14 protein-coding genes are annotated in these 18,927 nt (G+C 53.4%); 5 read left to right on the forward strand and 9 right to left on the reverse strand.

All coding sequences use genetic code 11. The features are described 5' to 3' along the window. Positions 1–379: 379 nt before the first annotated feature. Positions 380–1,696: a PEP-CTERM sorting domain-containing protein gene (locus P8N76_03360; protein ID MDG2380687.1), complete on the forward strand. Its 1,317-nt coding sequence runs from the start codon at positions 380–382 to the stop codon at positions 1,694–1,696. Positions 1,697–1,930: 234 nt separating this feature from the next. On the opposite strand, the gene P8N76_03365 is transcribed toward P8N76_03360, so the two are convergent. Continuing rightward, positions 1,931–3,109, reverse strand: a complete 1,179-nt coding sequence (locus tag P8N76_03365; protein ID MDG2380688.1) for a hypothetical protein — start codon at positions 3,107–3,109, stop codon at positions 1,931–1,933. 135 nt (positions 3,110–3,244) lie between these two features. Here P8N76_03365 and P8N76_03370 point away from each other — a divergent pair, with 135 nt between their 5' ends. Further along, a complete protein-coding gene (locus tag P8N76_03370) occupies positions 3,245–3,919 on the forward strand; it encodes an SOS response-associated peptidase (GenBank protein MDG2380689.1) in 675 nt (224 codons plus the stop codon). Positions 3,920–3,941: 22 nt separating this feature from the next. Here the strand turns inward: P8N76_03370 and P8N76_03375 are convergent, their stop codons facing one another. Both P8N76_03375 and P8N76_03380 read right to left on the reverse strand, forming a co-directional pair. Beyond that, entirely contained in the window at positions 3,942–5,720 is a 1,779-nt protein-coding gene (locus P8N76_03375; GenBank protein ID MDG2380690.1) for an Hsp70 family protein, read from the reverse strand. Between the two features lie 56 nt (positions 5,721–5,776). After that, entirely contained in the window at positions 5,777–6,313 is a 537-nt protein-coding gene (locus tag P8N76_03380; GenBank protein ID MDG2380691.1) for a DUF2760 domain-containing protein, read from the reverse strand. Between the two features lie 314 nt (positions 6,314–6,627). Between P8N76_03380 and P8N76_03385 the strand changes: the two genes are divergently transcribed. Continuing rightward, on the forward strand, positions 6,628–8,433 hold the full coding sequence (locus P8N76_03385; GenBank protein ID MDG2380692.1) for an Lpg1974 family pore-forming outer membrane protein: 1,806 nt from the start codon (positions 6,628–6,630) through the stop codon (positions 8,431–8,433). 30 nt (positions 8,434–8,463) lie between these two features. Here the strand turns inward: P8N76_03385 and P8N76_03390 are convergent, their stop codons facing one another. The 4 genes from P8N76_03390 to P8N76_03405 all read right to left on the reverse strand — a co-directional run bounded on the left by P8N76_03390 (position 8,464) and on the right by P8N76_03405 (position 13,736). Beyond that, on the reverse strand, positions 8,464–9,624 hold the full coding sequence (locus P8N76_03390) for a metallophosphoesterase (GenBank protein ID MDG2380693.1): 1,161 nt from the start codon (positions 9,622–9,624) through the stop codon (positions 8,464–8,466). Positions 9,625–9,675: 51 nt separating this feature from the next. Then, entirely contained in the window at positions 9,676–11,391 is a 1,716-nt protein-coding gene (locus tag P8N76_03395) for a response regulator (protein ID MDG2380694.1), read from the reverse strand. A gap of 353 nt (positions 11,392–11,744) precedes the next feature. Further along, complete coding sequence (locus P8N76_03400) at positions 11,745–12,074, reverse strand: hypothetical protein (GenBank protein ID MDG2380695.1); 330 nt, start codon at positions 12,072–12,074, stop codon at positions 11,745–11,747. 105 nt (positions 12,075–12,179) lie between these two features. Continuing rightward, complete coding sequence (locus P8N76_03405; GenBank protein ID MDG2380696.1) at positions 12,180–13,736, reverse strand: S1 RNA-binding domain-containing protein; 1,557 nt, start codon at positions 13,734–13,736, stop codon at positions 12,180–12,182. A 270-nt stretch (positions 13,737–14,006) separates the two neighbouring features. On the opposite strand from P8N76_03405, the gene P8N76_03410 reads away from it, so the two are divergent. Next, on the forward strand, positions 14,007–14,567 hold the full coding sequence (locus P8N76_03410; protein MDG2380697.1) for a hypothetical protein: 561 nt from the start codon (positions 14,007–14,009) through the stop codon (positions 14,565–14,567). Here P8N76_03410 and P8N76_03415 read toward each other — a convergent pair. Then, positions 14,564–16,696 carry a thioredoxin domain-containing protein gene (locus P8N76_03415; GenBank protein MDG2380698.1) on the reverse strand — a complete coding sequence of 711 codons (2,133 nt, stop codon included), beginning with the start codon at positions 16,694–16,696 and terminating at the stop codon, positions 14,564–14,566. The genes P8N76_03410 and P8N76_03415 overlap by 4 nt on opposite strands. A 50-nt stretch (positions 16,697–16,746) precedes the next feature. Beyond that, positions 16,747–17,562: a 3-methyl-2-oxobutanoate hydroxymethyltransferase gene (gene panB / locus P8N76_03420; GenBank protein MDG2380699.1), complete on the reverse strand. Its 816-nt coding sequence runs from the start codon at positions 17,560–17,562 to the stop codon at positions 16,747–16,749. A 201-nt stretch (positions 17,563–17,763) separates the two neighbouring features. Here panB and fhcD point away from each other — a divergent pair, with 201 nt between their 5' ends. Continuing rightward, positions 17,764–18,693 carry a formylmethanofuran--tetrahydromethanopterin N-formyltransferase gene (gene fhcD, locus P8N76_03425; GenBank protein ID MDG2380700.1) on the forward strand — a complete coding sequence of 310 codons (930 nt, stop codon included), beginning with the start codon at positions 17,764–17,766 and terminating at the stop codon, positions 18,691–18,693. Positions 18,694–18,927: the final 234 nt, after the last annotated feature.

The following is an 18,927-nucleotide window of genomic DNA, read 5'->3' on the forward strand; positions in this document are numbered from 1 at the left end:
ATGTGGAACAAACACCACTCGACCTAGAAAGTTGCAATCACAGTCGGCTTGTTTGATTCGACTCAGTTGACCTACTTAGGGGGGTACCCGCCAGTTGCCGAGATGGAGAGTGCATAAAAGTGAAAAATTGTGAATTCAATCCTTGCAATCGCGTCTGGCTCTGATACGCTCAATCCAGTTTACGCAAACTACGCAACCGACAGACTATTTTTGGTGGATCGCTAATTCAACCACAACCACGTACTTGCTGCATCATGAATCTTCTCCAGTACTCTAGAACGTCGTTCTTTCGGTCGCCTTCATTGGCGGCCTAAAGGACGACGTTTTTTTTGTTCGTAACACTTCGATGAATGCAACTTTTGAAGGGAGATGCAGCTAAATGAAGAAGCAAACCTTTTCCGTATTGACTCCTGCTTTCTTGGCACTTGTGTTTGGTTTTGGCCAAGCGAGTGTGCAAGCCGGCACAGAAATCATCATTGACTTCGATGATATTGGCAACGAATGGCTTGACGAGATCGAATTCTATGGAACGTCCGAGCTTCGCGAAGAAGGTGGTGTAGATGACAGCGGCTACCTGTCAGTCACTGACGCCAGCAACGGGCAAAAGGGGGCGATTGAGTTTCCGGATGTTTTAGAAGGTGGCTCTTATGACGGAGCGGTCAAGATCCAGGCAGACCTCCGCGTCGGTGGCGGCACCGAGAGACCCGCTGACGGGTTCAGCTTCAATCTGGTTCGTCCGGATGATGAGCTCTTAGGTACAGGCAACGGATACGCTGCCAGTCAAGCGGGCGAAGGTAACCTGCCTGAGGAAGGTTCCATGACGGGCCTTGCAATTGGGTTCGACGAATGGCAAAGCGGTGCAGCCGATCCCGATGCAACCGACGAAGACTGTGGTGATCCGGAATTATACGACTGCGTCGGAATCAGCATTCGCATTGATGACGAAGTGATTGCTCAAACACCGTTCCCATTCTTAAACGGTGAAGTCGAAGACTTGGATTCGCTCCAAACAGGTCCTGACGCTACCGATCCTGAAGATCTAGCATGGGCACCGTTCTTGATTGAGTTGTCCCCAGAGAACAACTTGCTGATTGAATACAAGGGACGAGAAGTCTTCAATGAGATCATTGATTACGATCGTGGCCCTGGTCAATTGTTCTTCGGCGGTCGAACAGGTGGCGCGAATTCGAACCATCACATCGACAACATCTACATTTCGGTTGGCGCTGAAGAAACCGTTCCCGGCGACTACAACGGCAACGGCCTCCGCGACGCCGGAGACCTCGATCTGAATGCAGCGGTTGGTATTGCAGAGCAGGATTTAGCATACGACCTAAATGAAGACGGCGTGGTCAATACGGCAGATCGAATCATCTGGGTAAATGACCTAAAAAACACCTGGATGGGTGATGCTGACCTCAATGGCCAATTTGACAGTGGTGACTTGGTCACGGTCTTTTCAGCAGCAAAGTACGAGACAGGCCAAGAAGCGTCATGGGTGCAAGGTGACTGGAACGGTGACCAGAAATTTGATTCGGGTGACTTGGTCACTGCCTTCAGCAATGCGGGTTACGAAGCGGGCGAAAAGCCTGGCGGTCCGAATGCCGCCGTTGTGGTACCTGAGCCCTCCAGCATCGCATTGGCTCTCATCAGCCTCTTTGGTTTGATGGGTGTTGCACGTCGTCGCAACAGCTGAAGCCAAGTTTTTTAATCACTGAAAAAAGCCTCCTTGAATTTAATTCAGGGGGGGTTTTTTTTGCCCCTTTGATGCTTTGAAATCAACGGTTTTTTCCATCTGCATCGGTTATCAAACGGCCGTCTCTGAACGCCATCCGCAGGAAGCCGTCACGCGATGACTGGATGACGGAAGCAGATGCGATCGTGACTCCCCGGCTTGGAACCGTCGAGGGGCGCCACGGGGCCATTTGCCTTACTCATCGAGATCGGCTTGGCTCGAAGACGTACTCCAAAAGACGTCGAGCTGTTGAGCATGGAAGGCGAGCCAATCGGATCGGGTGTAAACCGCATGCCCAAACAATTGCTCACTTAACCGATTAGGATCGTTCGGATATTCGACCAAGATCGTGGTACCCTCAGCGGGAACGCGTTGTCCGATGCGAAGACGATCGAGTGTGTCTCGACGTCGAATACCTTGCTCAAGGAGCGATCGAAATCGCCGCTCGGCCATCCAACTGCGCCAAGCTGGCAAATAGGGTGTGAGATTTGTCCCAGCAACACCAAGTTGTTGAATGTAATCACCATTACGTGCCTGAATCACATCCGTCAGTGTGGTTGGAAAAAGGGCCAGGTATTCAGGAACACCCTCCATCGATCGATGATGAATCACATTCATCAGTGACTGATAACCGCGTGTTTCCCAACCGTATCGGATCGGCGTACCAAATGTAACAATATCCAACTCGATTCGATTCAGGCAACTGGGATCAGCCAAGACTTGTCGGCGGACGCGTTTCCAAACAGGATAATCCAGGACACCCGAAGCGGATCTTTTGAGCAAGGAACGTCCCACCGCAAAAAATCGCCGCAAGCAAGCTCGATCACCACCCAGTAAGTTTGTCAGTAAGGCAAACACGTTACCGGCATGGCTGTGCCCCCAAAGCAAATACCTCGCCGGCTCGCTCTCAGTATCGCTCAACATTTCTTCGAGCAATCGAACGGCTGCATTGGCCCGGGCCAAATGCAGATTCTCACCTGTCCAATGAAACAATCTTACCGGCAACTCGATCTGGCCGTTGGCATTGATCATCTCAGAAAATCGCTCAGCATACGCTTGGGAAAAGTTACCCGCCTCGCCGGCAAACATGTCGACAAACTTCTTCTGATGTTCTCGTAAGATCTTCCCCATCGATGGAACCCATCGCTCAAGTTCTCGGATCACTCCTAGCACGTCGGTACCGGCAAAGGTTCCATGAACCAGATAGACTGACCGAATGGAGCGGTCACGCAACCGATCGGCGAAATTGCTCATGATCTGCCTGGAATGGAGCGAATGAATATCAAACGCGTTTTCCGGCTTCACAACGCGATAAGGCGCGAGGGGAGATTCGCAGCTGTATTTCTGGTGCTGAAAATTGTTGTCGAATGGCATGAAAACGATTCGGCGGAGCTCGATTGATATCTTCAGTCGTACAAATATCAGTCCTATCAAAACCCGGGCTGCAAAGCCAGCCGAGAGCCACGGAACACCTAGTTTCGACGACCAAGATATTAGATACTGATTGTCATGTGTGGTCGATTTAGTTTGCACTCCCGATTAAACCTGCTGCTCCAACAATTCGCGCTCGAAGCTGGGCCGGAACTGGCGCCGCGATACAACATTGCACCGACACAGTCGACACCGGTTGTGCGCGTAGCTACCGCCCAATCGCCACGTCAACTTGTTGCCTTGCGTTGGGGCTTGGTTCCCTTTTGGGCAAAGGAGGTCGGAATCGGGAGCCGAATGATTAATGCGCGTGCCGAGACGCTGGCAAGCAAGCCGTCATTTCGAAACGCGTTCAAAAAAAGACGATGCCTCGTGCCAACGGATGGTTATTTCGAATGGAAGAAAGCGGGAAAAACAAAACAACCATTTTACATTCGCAAGACCGACCAGACTCCATTTGCCATGGCAGGTTTGTGGGAGTCCTGGCACACGGGCAAAGAGGACGCCGTCGAAAGCTTTACGATCATCACCACTCAAGCGAATGACGCCATGGCAAGCATTCATGATCGGATGCCGGTCATCGTTGCGCCCGATAACTATGAGATGTGGATTGATCCGGAGTTTAAAGGCCAAGCATCACTGGAAGCAATCCTACAGCCGTATGAACCCGAGGATCTGACAGTCACCCCCGTCAGCACCATCGTGAACAGCCCTCGCAACGATGATCCGGAATGCGTCCGTGAGGTCGTTCGGTAAACGGCCTTCATTCGCCCGCTGGCTACTCTCGAACGCTGAATTCCAGTCTCCAACGATCGTCACTCTGGCTACTCACGCACCACAATTCAAAAACACCCAACTCGGTGACGCGCGATTGAAATCGCACCGGCACGTAATCGTCTTCACCACTCGTGGTCGCCGAGAGTTCGGTCTCCAAAGAATCCGTTTCCTGCAATTCGTTTTCCGACCAACGATCCAGCACCTCGCCCGGCTGATCCTGTTTTCGCGTTGATGAACTAAAGAATCGAAATTGCACCGATTCGCCCAACACCAAACCAATTTCTTCCGACGGCACGTCCAGCTGTGAGCCTTCCTCCATACCAAAGGGCACAACGCACAACGCCTTCAGAGGACGAGGTGCCCCTGGAATGGCCAGCCCCGAAGTCTCGATACCGATGTAATAGGAACGAGCTGTCCCACCTCGAATCCGTACGCCGCCCTGTTGCTTGGCCCACCCGTAGTAGGCAGCCCCGCGGGCCACAGCGGAGTCCAAATCCGGCTCACGATTCAGTTGCCGAATGTTCTGACTCGTAAACCACTCATCCATGACATGCAAAAAACGATCCCGTAAGTAATCCGTACGAAACACGCCCCCATTGAACAATACGTGGGTGGGCTGGACCGCTGAATCGTTCTGTCCATGAGCTGTCAGAAACTGTGCGATGTGACGCGTAATCCGCGTGTCGGCCTCAAAAGGCAGGCCAAGCTGCACGAATCCACTCTGCCTTTCTCGAGCAGGATGTTCATCAATTCGACACGGTGGGAAAAACCCTTCCGTGAGCAAATGGACCACCGCCTCACGCTGAAGATCGATCGAAACCGTACCACCAATTAGTTTGCTCCCACGGCCAAGCACTGCGATCGGGTGCGTGGCAGGCCCATCTGCCGACAGCAGTTTCTCTTTGGCGGCTCGACAAGCATGCCAGAGGGAAACCGACTGCCACGCATCAAGCGTAACACCCTTTTCCTTGAACTGCTCGGCCGCATGATGAGCAATCGCCAAATCCATGTTGTCACCGCCAACCAACAGATGGTTGCCGACAGCCACACGTTGCAGAGCTAATTCCCCGCTCTGGTCGGCTACGCCAATCAAACTTAAATCAGTCGTCCCACCTCCGATGTCGACGACGAGCAACTGATCATCGGGCTGCAATCGCTGCCGCCAATTCTCACCCTCCTCCGCTAACCAGGCGTAGACGGCAGCTTGCGGTTCTTCCAACAACACAAAATCAGCAGGAACCCCAGCAAACATCGCCGCTTCTCGCGTCAGTTCCCTCGCACTCGCATCAAAGGACGCAGGCACAGTGAGGACCACCTGCTGCTGATCAAACGGAGCATCCGGAAAGGCGCCATTCCAGGCGTGAATCAAGTGCTCTAAATAACGTTGTGACGCAATAACGGGCGATGTCTTGTTGATTTCCTGCGGTGCGTTCCAAGGCAAAATCGCATCGTGACGATCAACGCGGGAGTGCGTTAACCAACTCTTCGCCGCTCCGATCGAACGATCCGGAACCGCAGCCGATTGGTCACGCGCCATCTGACCCACAACCATTCCGCTGTCCGATTGCCACGGCAAATCAAACGAGCTACCTAACTCATGGTCCGGCGGCAGATAGATGAATGACGGCAAGGCTGACTTGGTCTCAACCGTACCGGGTGCCGTTAACTGAGGAATCTCCAGCTGTTCAATCGACGGATGCTCAGCACCTTGCAGCGATGCGTAAGCGACGACGCTGTTTGTTGTTCCTAGATCGACACCAATCACGTAGGCAGCAGTCATTGATAATCACACGCCTCCAACTACGTTTAGATCAGAATGACGAAAGTCATGCGACACTACAGTTCAAGCTCAGCCGGCGCAACAACTTTAGACGCCTCATCTCCGCCCGACCATTTCGGTAGCTCACATCGATTCGCCAACCAGCCATGGTGAACCAATCGCCCCCGAAAGGGTGGATCACCCGTCACATTTCCGCTCAACCGATAACAAGCCACATCAAATTCGGCCGGTGTCTCGATTTCCACATTCTGTTCTGCGTCCACCAAGGGCTGCAATTGAAACATGCGATTCAAGGTTGTTGCACATTCCGAAAGCACACCACGAGCAGCCGCACCAATTTGTTCATCGGTGAATTCGCCCAAAGGCTCTAGCACTAAATCGACGAAACGAGCCTCTCGCTGAAGCGTTGCGAGCAGAGTCAACGCCTCACTTCGCAACGCCGCTGGCGCCGGCTTAGGTACCGACTCGGACAGAGTTGCCGGCTCGGCTACAGGATCGGACGAGCCGGCCAACAATCGCTGACCGTCAGCGACGTCAAGCTTGCCGAACAGACCAGCAAAAAATAATCGAAACGCAAGACTCAAGCGTGCCATGAAACAACCTCAGTTCGATGAAACCGCGCAAAACAACCGTACCACGGAAGATCAGAATCCGGCCAGCAAACCCATTCGCAACTGGATCGAATTCCAAATGTGCCCGCTACGAGCGACCACCGTAATCGCCCGGCCCGGTTCGATTCAAGTCCCACTTGGGCGAGGAACTCGATGAGAGCCGCTGATTGCTAGCGACTGACTGCGAAAATAGGCGTATTACTGAATCACTGCGGGTTACGCTGATTTTTCCTTATTTTTGGATTACATCAGGCCGATGGAGTTGAACACAGATTAACAGTTAGGGGAACAGACCAATGCGTGAAACCCACCTGGGCCTTGCGGCGATTGTTTGTATCAGCCTGTTGAGCACCGCTTACGGCCAAACGACCACGACCACTCGCACTTCCAACGGTGGATATTTCGTGCAATTCGGGAAGGAGGGAGCGACCCCAATTCGCCCAAATCTCATTCCCGCACCGGCTGCGCCCACGCCCATTGCGTCCACGCCTGCCGCACCCATCCCCGTTCCAAACGGCAGATTACCTGCCGAGCCAGTGAGAATCGATCGAGCACCGAAAGCAGAAGGGATGGCGTGGAATGCGACCCAGCCCAAACGGCCTCTTCTGGCAATGCCTCCACTGCCAGCTTCGATCGAGTCTAGCCCCGAGACTGCTGTCCAACCATCGGCACCCACGCCTTTGGAACTGAGTCCGCCTGTGATTACTGCTGCCGAGCCAACGCTTGCCGAGCCAACGCCTGCTGAGCCAACGCCTGCTGAGCCAACGCCTGCCGAGCCAACGCCTGCTGAGCCAACGCCTGCCGAGCCAACGCCTGCTGAGCCAACGCCTGCTGAGCCAACGCCTGCCGAGCCAACGCCTGCCGAGCCAACGCCTGAAGAACGGCAGCTGGCACCCGCAGCATTGCCATCAGCCATATCTGCAACCGATGCCAGCGCTCCCTCGAAGGCGGCACACGATGCAACCCGATCGCCAGGAGACGAAGTACGTTTAGCAAAACAACAGCCCATTTCGAAGGCGACGATTGAACAACCGTTGCCTTCCCGCTTGCCGAATAAGCCTGATAAGATTGATCAAGACCACAACGAAACCGACAACCCACTGGAGACTCCGATACAAGCGCCGGCTACGTATTCAGTGTCCTCGCTGATCCATGGCTGCAAAGATTGCGACGTTGGATGTGAGCCTCTTTGTTGCGGGTCAACTTGGGAGCATTCCACCACGGTTTGGGCCGCGGCTCTTTACATGCGACCACGAAACGCCGACGTACCATTTGCCGTACCCATCGATGGACCGATTGGCTCAATCCTCGCCAATCCAATCCAGACTGGCGCCGTCGCGTTGCTCGACCCGGATTACGAAGTGGGCTATACCGTGGGTTTTGATTTAGCACTCAATGCACTGACGAGTATTTCGCTCGAATATCTGTCGTTGGATAGTTCGACGGCAAATCAAGTTAGCACCTCAGCGCCGAATGTGCTGAGATCCCTGGTATCGCACCCTTCGAGTACGAGTGCGGCCGCGGACTTCCTCAGTGCGGAAGCTACTCTCGGAATCGATTTACAAACGTTGGACCTGAGCCTGCGCCATCTGTTTGTTGGGGGTGATGTATTTGCAGTCAACTATTTCGCGGGCGTTCGATACGCTCGTTTAGAACAGAACTTTCATTCCACGTTCTTTGACAACGGCACGGAAACGGTTGATTCGCAGGTTGATTTTGATGGTGCCGGGTTACGATTAGGCTTGGAGACCGAGCGGCGAGCTTGTAATCATTGCATCCACTTGTACGGTCGCACCGCCGCTAGTTTTTTGGCGGGACGTTTTCAGACGAATTATTTCCAAGGCCAGACCTTCGATCCCACGGTGGTCAGCACAAGCTGGGAGGCCGGGAGAATCGTCCCCATCCTTGATCTTGAAGTCGGCGGTGGCTGGTCGAGCAAATGTGGTCGTTTCAAGCTATCCGCAGGTTACGTCTTCAGTGCTTGGTTCAACACGATCAAGACGGACGATTTCATTCAAGCAGTTCAGCAGAATGACTTCCATAGCTTGAGTAACACGCTCACTTTTGACGGGATCGTAGCGCGTGCAGAGTACTGCTTCTAGAGAGTGGCCACGCCGTTCATCCCAGCAAGGTCATGAGCGCAAGATCAACTTGGTAATCTCCGGCGTACAATTGAAGCGCAAGGGCCGAGTTCCTGACAAGCCCCGACTGACGTGCATCAACGTCGGATCTTCAAAGAACGTCCCGGCGGAGTACTTCACGCCGTAACGGCTCGGCGCGAAGATTGGACCGACCACCGGCAAGCGGATCTGGCCACCGTGCGTGTGGCCTGCCAACATCAAATCGAAGTCATAGTTCTGACACCAGTTAATCTGATCGGGGCTGTGGGACAGAGCAATTCGAAAAGGTCGGCCTTGCCGCGGATTGACGGGGCAGCTTTGCATATCGGCGGCGGGGACAAACCAAGGCAGCTCATTGCCGGCGAGTACGATCGGTTTTCGATTGATGGTTACCGGCTGCCAACGCCCTCCCAGGTCATGAAAGCCCAATCGAGTCAATTGGGCACGTAACCCTGGCTCATCATGAATTCTCAGATCGTGATTTCCCAAGATAAAAAAGACCCCATGTCGGCCACTCAGTTGCCCGAGAATTTCATCAAGCCAAGGGCGGCATAAGGGATTATCAATAATGTCGCCCGTAATGGCCACCAGATCCGCATCCATTTGGTTCGCCTGTTCGACAACAATCTCAAAGAACTCTCGCGTGATCCGCCCGGTAAAATGAAGGTCTGACAAATGGGCGATCGTCAATCCATCCAACTGTGGATCAAGCCTGGGAAGCTCTAAAACTTTTTCCGTTACTGACAGATTGAATACTTGATTGGTTGGAATCTTGGAAAGCAGATTTGTCGATATCGATCCGACCGGACGACGACCACAACGACGAATCACGTCGATGTGCTGCGTGTGATTCGAAACCAACCGATGAGTGGTTCCAGAATCGGTAGAATAACGCAACCAGACGGGAACCACAGCAAGAGCACTGAACCAACAAACGGCAACATAACTAAAGATGGCATACTGAATAATCAGGTGCCGCTCCATCCACCCAGGGAAACCCGCCCACAAATAGATGGCAACGAGCAGTGGGGCTCCACCCACAGCGAAATACCAGCATCCATCAATCACCTTGATCAACCAATAAGGCAAAGAGGTTGCATGGGCTCGGTTGATCAGAAAGATACTGATGGCACAATGGCCAATCAATGCTAAGAACGCCAGCAAATAATCCATAACAGTTGGCAGACCATATGGTTCAAGGAAAACAAGCAAGGCGAATCGCGATTACGCCTGCGGCACCTTTCGGGTGGCGATCATCGCCTCCACCGTTTCGAGCAACTGATCAAGCCGGAAGGGCTTGTATAGAATTGCATTCGCTGGCAGCCCCAACTGCCTCGCCTTGACGATGGTGTGTCCCGGATCGTAACCAAAGCCGGTCATCAAGATCATCGGTACACTTTCGACCTGCTCCTTCAATTTAATCAACAAATCGTAGCCGCTCATATCGGCCAGCTTGATATCGGAGATAACAACGTCGTAACCTATGTCCGTACCGACGTTTCGAAACATACTGATGGCCTCTTCGCCGTTGTGTGCCGTTTCCACCACACATCCAAAACGATCCAAGAGGTTGTGAGCCGCGCTACGAACCGTACCGTCGTCATCGACCACGAGAACACGGCGGAGCTGCAATCCGGGCCGCGATTCAATCTGAGCACAAGCGGGAACCGCCTCAGCTGGAGCCATTTCCTGTCCAACCTTGTGGATCAATTGCTTGATGTCACGCGCGTTTTTCAGGATTCGCTGCAATCGATCTACCACCGTCGAGTCATGGCCAATATAGGTCTCCATGACATTCACAGCGTCATTCAAGATTTCATCGACGGGCAAAGCAACTTCACGGTGAATCGCCTCAACGCTTGCTTGGGCGGTATTCGCCTGTTGTGCTACCAACAATTCCAGCGTGTTCAGCGCGTTTGCCACGTCACGTGAAAAAATCTCGAGGAACTGAAGATCGTTTTCAGTAAACGCACGTGGCTCTGGACTTTCGACGTTAAAGGTTCCAATGATTTCATCGTGCTGAATCAAGGGCACCGTCAGAGAACTCTTCGCACCAACACACCCTTCGATGTAGAGTGGATCTTCTGCCGTGTCTTCGCACAGATAACTCTTTCCAGTGGCCGCCACAAATCCCGTTACACCCTGCGCTGTGGGGCGTGCGTACAGTTTTCGCTTCGCCGCTGCGGAATCAATACCGGCCGAAAGAATAGGAACTAACTCGCCCGTTTCTTGCGCTAATAAACGAATCTCGACCACGTCAAAGCTGAGCAAATCCTTCGTGTAGTGGATGATGTTCGACTTCAACAAGTCGATCCTATCCTCCACTTGCATCTGGAAAACTTCCTCTGCCGTTAGATCGGCGAGGGCAATTCCAGCCTTGTGAATTGCCGCCATCTTTTGCTGCTGCAACGTCTCGAACGTTACGTCACGAATGGTGACGATCAAATTGTCCGGCGAATCGCTGCCGTCCTGGAAAGGCACACAGTGCACATGATAGTAGCGATTGTCGACACAGCGCAGCGTTGAACTGCTCGCTTCCTCCGTCGCCAAGGCCGTGTGGAAGGGGCAAAAGTCAGGCCCCAAAATCTCGGGGTTTCCGAATACCCGATAGAAGTCTTCCCCGATGAGGTCTTCGCGATCAATCCACTGCTTCAGGCAGTCGTTTGCCCAGCGAATCGAATTGTCACTACAGAGCAGAGCCACACCATCTGGCATGCCCTCCAAGATCCGCTCATTATTGAGCAGCCGTGCCAGCTCAAGACCTTTGGCCGCATTCTGCGACGAAATGTAAATGCCCACGACTCCGTCTTCCAACGTTGACCGTGCGCGAACCGGGTTGTCGATCACATCAACCTGATAACAGCCTTGAAGTTGACGGACGACTTCATCTTCCGCAGAAGACAGATCGCCGATGTACAGGATTTTAGGCTTGTTCGACAACCTCCCAAACTCCTACCTAGTTCGACGGGATAGTCCGAGGCGATTATAAATACGACCCAAGGCGTGACAAATGAGCCATGACACTGGGCAATCTTCGTATATTAGATCGGCTGCGAAGGCAGAGCAAGTTGATCGATCACGAAAACTAGACCGACATTTCTAAACTTGTCATCCCAACTCGCGGGCAGACCGTTATAAACAGGATACCCGCTATTTGGCGGTGGGCAACGGCGAATCCGATGGGGAGCCAAACCAGATCGGAACCGGTGAGCCTATTTTGTCACAGAAAGCTTCCCAATTTGCAGCTGAGAAAGCAGTGGCCCGCTGCCAAAAGAGCCGGGCCCCGGGCGAGATCATGCCGAGCTTTTCAGGGTGAGTGCGTAGAGACTCACAATGGTACCACCGGACAAAAGGCTCCAGGGAGCCCATTCAGGTGGTTTGATCATCTTGCCTCCAGCCGGGATACCGGCCGACAACGAGCGCGCATCATCAATAGCCGCCGGGGTGGCAACCATCGCACCATCAAAGATCAAGCACTCCACGCCAAGAATACCGAGCGTAATTCCGATGGCCAAAAAGAAAGCTCGCCACATAGCAGCCACCGGATCTTTGCGAGGAAAAGAAGAGACAAACCACGCCGCTTCGTAGGCGGCACGATCACCGAATGTCAAAAGTATCGGCATCCAGGGAGTGGTTGTTTGACTCTCCTGGCCCAAGACCGCTTCGCATCAGTTATGCCGGCTGGGTAGTACGGAGCGCCCCAGATCGACGTAAGGGACCGATGACGACTACCATTTCAATCCGAATTGTTCGCCACCCGAGTCGCGTTTCAGACCACCTTTTAGCTGCTCGTCACAGATTCTTCGTTTGACCGGGGTCGCTTCAACTTCATCCGAATCGGCCCCATCTTCAGCGGAAGCCACTTCGGCAGCAGCCCCGGTGACGGCCTTGATCGACAAACTTATTTTCTGAGCCTCCGGATCAACGGAGAGAACTTTGACTTGTACTGGATTGCCCTCTTGGACAACTGAACTGACGCGTTGGACACGATGATGGGCCAACTCGGAAATGTGAACGAGACCTTCGATGCCCGAGGCGATGCGAACAAACGCGCCGAATTGCATGATTTTCGAGACCGTACCGTCAACAATCGCGCCCACCGGATACTTTTCATCGACGTCTTGCCAGGGATGTTCCAACAGCTCCCGGTAAGAGAGACCGATTTTACCGGTGGCGGGATCTATCTTTTCAACCCGCACACGGATGTTTTGCCCCTCCTCCACCACCTCACTGGGATGATTAATCCGATCCCAACTGAGTTGACTGATATGCACAAGACCATCGACGCCACCGATGTCCACGAAGGCGCCAAAGTCTTGGATCCTCCGTACCACGCCTTCCCGAATCTGCCCTACTTCCAAAGCTTCCAGCAACTGCTCACGAGCTTCTTCTTTTTCGCGTTCTAGAATAGCCCGATGGCTCAGCACCAGGTTCCTCCGATCGGGATTCGCTTCATTGACAACACATTGCAGCGACTGTCCAACGTAGGGCTCGAGATCTTCGACGCGATACAGTGAAATTTGGCTAATCGGGATAAAGCCTCGGATTCGATTGACTTCACATTCGAGGCCGCCCTTGTTGTGTCCAGTAATCCTGGCCTCAACCACAACACCCTCGGCCAGATCGGACCAGTCCTGAACTGCCACGGAAGCACCGGGTACAACTAATTCATAGAGACTCTCTTCGCGCAGAAATTTGGTCGGAACCACGTCCATCTGCATCCCAATTTCTGGCCGCTGGTCACCAAATTGTCTCAGCGAGACAATTCCTTCGTTTTGCACACCCAAATTGAAGAAAGCCGAATCTCGATCGATTTTGATCACTGTGCCCCGACAACGTTGATCGAGTTCAAGTTGCTGAGTGTTCGAGCTATCCGACGAGGACTCGCCCATTAATTGATCAAGCGATAGACCGCCCAGGGCATCGTTGATTTCGTCAACGAGTTCGGTAGAGAGTCGACGAGCTCGCGTCGAACGCGCATTTCGTTCCGTATCAACATCATCTTGGAAAGTGGTTGAATCGCTGGCAGCGGCTGCATCGCCTGAACGGTTTTGCGTCTCTTCTGAAACGTTTCCATCGGCATCCGCCTTCGGAACCTCGGCAGGCGGCTGTGGAGGAGCAACTGGCTTGGTTAGCGGACTCTCGACTGACTTCGTCGTGGGTCCCGCTTCGCGCTGCGAGCCGATTTTGATCGAAACCGGTTTCGGTTCACCTTCATCGGTCGAAGCCTGATTAGTCGTTTCATTCGACGCTGATTCAGCAGCAGATTTTTGATCTTCGGTCATGAAATTAGCTTTGGAGTCAAGTGGGTCACGAAGGGTGTCTTTCCGATTGGCGAGAGTCAAATGACCGGCGTCGATCCGGGTTGAAAAGCATTTGCCTGCCGACCACCGCCCGAATCGCCCGGCGGCAGAAGCTCGTATTGTACAAAACGGCGGAGAAACATGGTATCTATCGGATTGACTCTTTCCGGGACGAATCGGATTACCTAATCTTAGCTTCTACAATCCCTTGCTGCGGCAAAAAGCGAAGCCATAAAACCACGGAATTCGAACATGTCATTTGTATTTCAACCGGACTCATACGGCAAAACGGTTCAAAGTTTGCTGACCGATCAGATCAACCCACTCGGCCCCGGCTCGCCCCAGCCTCGTGTGCGAGTTGAATTGGCAGGATTGCAGAAAGAGGATTTGTTTGGCAACCACCCAATTTCCGATCCGGCGGCTGCCGCCTGCTGTCTCTCAGGAGTTTGGTTGTGGCACGATTTCCTGGAGGAATCCCACCAAATCAGCCAACAGATTTCCAGTTCAAGCGGCAGCTATTGGCATGGACTCATGCATCGCCGAGAACCGGACTTTTCCAACGCGAAATATTGGTTTCGACGGGTCGGGCAACACCCCCTGTTCGACGCGCTCGCACCCGCAGCGGCCGAACTGGCTCAAACAGCCGGTGAACCGTCGCTCTTTTCGGAAAGCGAGTGGGATCCATTCGCTTTCGTGGACATCTGCCAAAACTGCATCGACAGCCATTCATCAACCGAAAAGATTTGCCGTGAAGTCGCCAAGCTGGAGTGGCAGCTTTTGTTCGACGACTGTTACCGCCAAGCTATCCGCTAAACGTTGTCGGCAAATCCTTTGTCGCGACCGATTGGGCCCTGCGATCCGTCCGTTTCTTCGCTCAGCGCGTTCCAGAGTGATTTAATCGGCTGTTCACCTTCGATGGGAGGTCGACAGGCAAAGTCTTGACAGAGAAAGACCGTGGGCGGCGAGAACGATTCCTTGCCGGCAAAGATAGGATCCAGGGCAGCTGTTCCCATCTTCGTAGAAGCTACCGGTCGACAAGCCAGCACGCTCCGAGGCAAGAAACGGCCGGACAGATCTCGCAAAGCCGAGGCGACAGTAGATTGTTGTGGATCACCGATCACCACCAGCTCATGAAATGGTCCCAAATACAGATCGAGAGCAAGCAACAATTGACCGACGGCTGGAGGTGAATCGTGCATCATTTGCCTGCCAGCAAGTAGGATGGATTCAGCCGTCTGCAAGAAATCGCCCCGCCCGGTCAACTTCCCCAATCGCAAGAACAAATAAGCCGCCATCGAATTGCCACTGGGAACCGAACCATCTTGCAGATCCTTGGTACGCGCGATCAGCGTCTCGTGATCATCAGCGGTGTAAAAGAGCGGGCCACCCGCGGAATCCGAGAAGTGCTTCAACACCCGTTCCGCCAATTCCACCGCCCAGTCAACCCAATGCTCTTGAAAACCGGCCTCATAAAGCGAGATCAATCCATTGGCCAAGGTCACATAATCATCGAGGTAGGCCATTAACTTTGCCTCGCCCGAGCGCCAGCAATGCAACAGTCTTCCATTGGATTCTCGCAATTGCTGGTGCATAAACTGTGCGGCTGCTTCGGCCGCCTTTAGGTATCGGGGCTCTGCCAACGTGCGCGCAGCTCGGGCAAACACATCGATCGCCAAACCGTTCCAACTGACGATCACCTTGTCGTCACGACCCGGACGCACCCTTTGTTCTCGCACCTTCCGAAGCGTGTTTCGCGCTGCTGCCAATTGTTCAGAAAGCTCGCTCAATTCCCAGTCGTGATCCGCCGCTACCTGGCTTATCGTTTTGGGCAGGTTTAAAATGTTCTGGCCTTCGAAGTTACCGGCCGCAGAAACGTCGTATACCGTACAAAATCTCGATCCAATTTCCGCACCAAGTATCTCTTCAATCTGATCCTTTGACCAAACGTAGTATTTACCCTCCACGCCTTCGCTGTCGGCGTCTTCGGTGCTGTAGAAACCACCCTCGGCATCGGTCATCTCACGCAAGAGATAATCGAGTGTTTCTCGAACCACTCTTGCATGCCCCTCATCTCCAGTGGCAAGGAAGCTGTCGAGGTAGGATCCAGCGAGCAACGCATTGTCGTACAGCATTTTTTCGAAATGGGGCACAAGCCAGCGTTGATCGACGGAATAACGAGCGAAACCTCCTCCAAGATGGTCATAGATACCACCGGCTGCCATCCGATCCAGGCTACGTTTCACCATCGCAGAAGCCGCATCATCGTCCTTGCGGTGCGAGACCCTCAACAACAATTGCAAATCCATTGCATGAGGAAATTTCGGAGCCGCACCAAAGCCGCCATATTCCGCATCGAACAACCGTTGTAATTGACGCGCTGCACCAACCAACAGCTTATCGTTCAAGGCAATTTGGTTGGCCTCACGAACGCCGGACGCTCCCATCCCCGCAATACGCTCTGTCAGTTGCTGCGCGTGTGCAATCGCATCGTCCCGACGTTCGTTCCACGCTTCCCATACGCCTCGCAAGACCTCATCAAAGCCCGGCATGCCCATTTTCCGACTGGGCGGCCAGTACGTACCCCCGTAGAACGGTTGGAGGTCAGGAGTGAGAAACACACTCATGGGCCATCCGCCCCGCCCACCGTTCATAATCATCACGGCGTGCATATAGATCTGATCTAGATCCGGACGTTCCTCTCGGTCGACTTTGACACAGAGGAAATGTTGATTAAGTTCGGCAGCAAGCTGCTGATTCTCGAAACTTTCATGCTCCATCACGTGGCACCAGTGGCAGGCCGAGTAACCAATCGACAAGAAAATTGGCTTTTGTTCGACGCGGGCTCGACGTAATACCTCGTCGCACCAAGGGTACCAATCAACCGGGTTATTGGCATGCTGGAGCAAGTAGGGACTGGACTCGTTTACCAAACGATTTGGCATGATATCTCCTGGTAAACCTCAGCCCTGCGATCCGAGTAGGATCGAGCTTCCTATCGAAACGTTTGTTCAAGCCCAGGAAACTGACCCTTGCGGACATCTTGCTGATACTCTCGTACGGCCGACTGGATCGATTCTCTCAAGCGCCCGTAAGCCTTGACGTGCTTGGGCACACGCCCACCGGTGATTCCCAACAAGTCATGAGTCACCAGGATTTGCCCGTCACACTCTGCCCCCGAGCCAATACCGATTGTGGGAATCTGTATCTCCGCCGTAATCTTGGCGGCAATTTCAGCCGTAATGCATTCCAACACCATGGCGAACGCACCCGCTTGTTCGGCTGCCTTGGCATCCGCCAATAACTCGTCCGTGTCTCGTTGAACCCGATAGGAACCGATTTGATGCACACTCTGCGGACGTAATCCAACATGAGCCATGACCGGAATACCCGCGGCGACAAGTCCGGCAATCACCTCAGCCTGATCCACACCCCCCTCAAGTTTTACCGCCTGGCATCGAGTCCGCTTAAGAATACTGCCCGCACTATCGATCGCCTTATAGACGCCCAAATGGTAACTGGGAAACGGCATGTCGACCACGATCAACGCTCGCTTGACGGCACGTCCGACCATTTCAGCATGATAAATCATCTCCTCGAGTGTCACCGGCAGGGTACTGTCATTTCCCTGCACAACCATCGAAAGACTGTCGCCAACCAAAATTCCCTCAACGCCACATTCATCCAACATCGCTGCAAATGGGTAATCGTAGGCGGTCAGCATACTGATCTTGTGACCTGATCCTTTCATACCCCGAAATTGAGGAACCGTAATGCGACGATCGGCAGCTGGTAACGAATGGCTGGACATAAATAGGCTGGCGCCCTTGGCACATCGAAAGAAAACAAAGGGTCAGAATCGGTGGGTCCTCGAAACCGCATTGTCGCGATCGATCCAGTCGGTGACAAGCGCCCGCATCAACCCGCTGGCCGAATTCAGGTTCAACATGATAAAATCCAATCGGCTCGCTTGGATCTGGTAGTCTCAATCACATGAAGGACCGCGTCACCAATGGCAGCAATTGTCGAAGATACCTATGCAGAGGCCTTTCGGAGCTTATACGTCGAATTCTTGATCACCGCCCGCGATCTGAAATGGGTCCAACATGCGGCTAACGCGGCCGTCGGAAACGCCTCCAGCACCATCATGTGCGATTGCGAAGCCGGCGTGGATCGCTTGATTGGGCCTGGAACAAACCATCCTGAATCCACACCCGACGGGCGACCCGGTGCGATTGTGCAGCTGCATATGCCCCGTTTCCGCAAAGATCGCGTCCCGGCGCTAGAGAAGTCTGCCCTGACACGAATCAGCCAAAATGTGCTGACGGCACCCACGGCCGCCTGTTTCAACCGCATCGATACTGACCAATTTTTCCAGATGGGCCGTAAAGTTGCCTACTTCGGTGACGGTTTTCAGCAACGCATCGAACGTCACGAGCGAAAAATGTGGTGGATCCCAACACTCGGTGGTGAGTTTATCCTCGATCGACGTCTCGGTTATCGTGACGGACTGATGGGTGGAAATCTATGGTTTTTTGGCAGCAGTCAAGATGCGGCCCTCGACGCCGCCGAACGTGGAGTCGCAGCCGTCAATGAAGTGCCTGGAGTCATCACAACCTTTCCGGGGGGTATCGCCGGCAGTGGATCCAAAGCAGGCAGTCGCTATTCGTTCTCCATCGCAAGCACCTATGAAAAATACTGCCCTCAACTGAGAGACAACCCACAAGCTGCCTGCGAATTACCCGCCGGAGTCGAATCCGTCATGGAAATCATCATCAACGGGCAGTCTCTTGAGAGTCTTGAGCGAGCAACTCAAGCGGCAATCGAAGCGGCCGTCGAAACGCCTGGTTTGTTGAGAATTTCAGCCGGAAACTACGGAGGCAAACTAGGCAAAAGCTTCATTTTCTTGAAGCCCGAATCGCGTGAACTCGTTGGCACTTAGTCGCCAATTTCAGGCGGCATTACACGAGCATAAAAAAATCTCGCACGTCATCCAGCATCTCATCGACACTGTCTGTTTTCAGGCCCGATTAATAACCGGCGATCGCCGCTTCGAAATTCCGCACGGCGGATGAAAAACCCGCCGTATGCCCTCGTCGCCCGCGAGAGCCGTACCGTGAATTTGGGTCATCGCTCCGAACAGTTTCGACACGCGAAATTGCAACATCTCTCAACT

It is taken from the genome of Pirellulaceae bacterium (assembly GCA_029243025.1).
GTDB lineage: Bacteria > Planctomycetota > Planctomycetia > Pirellulales > Pirellulaceae.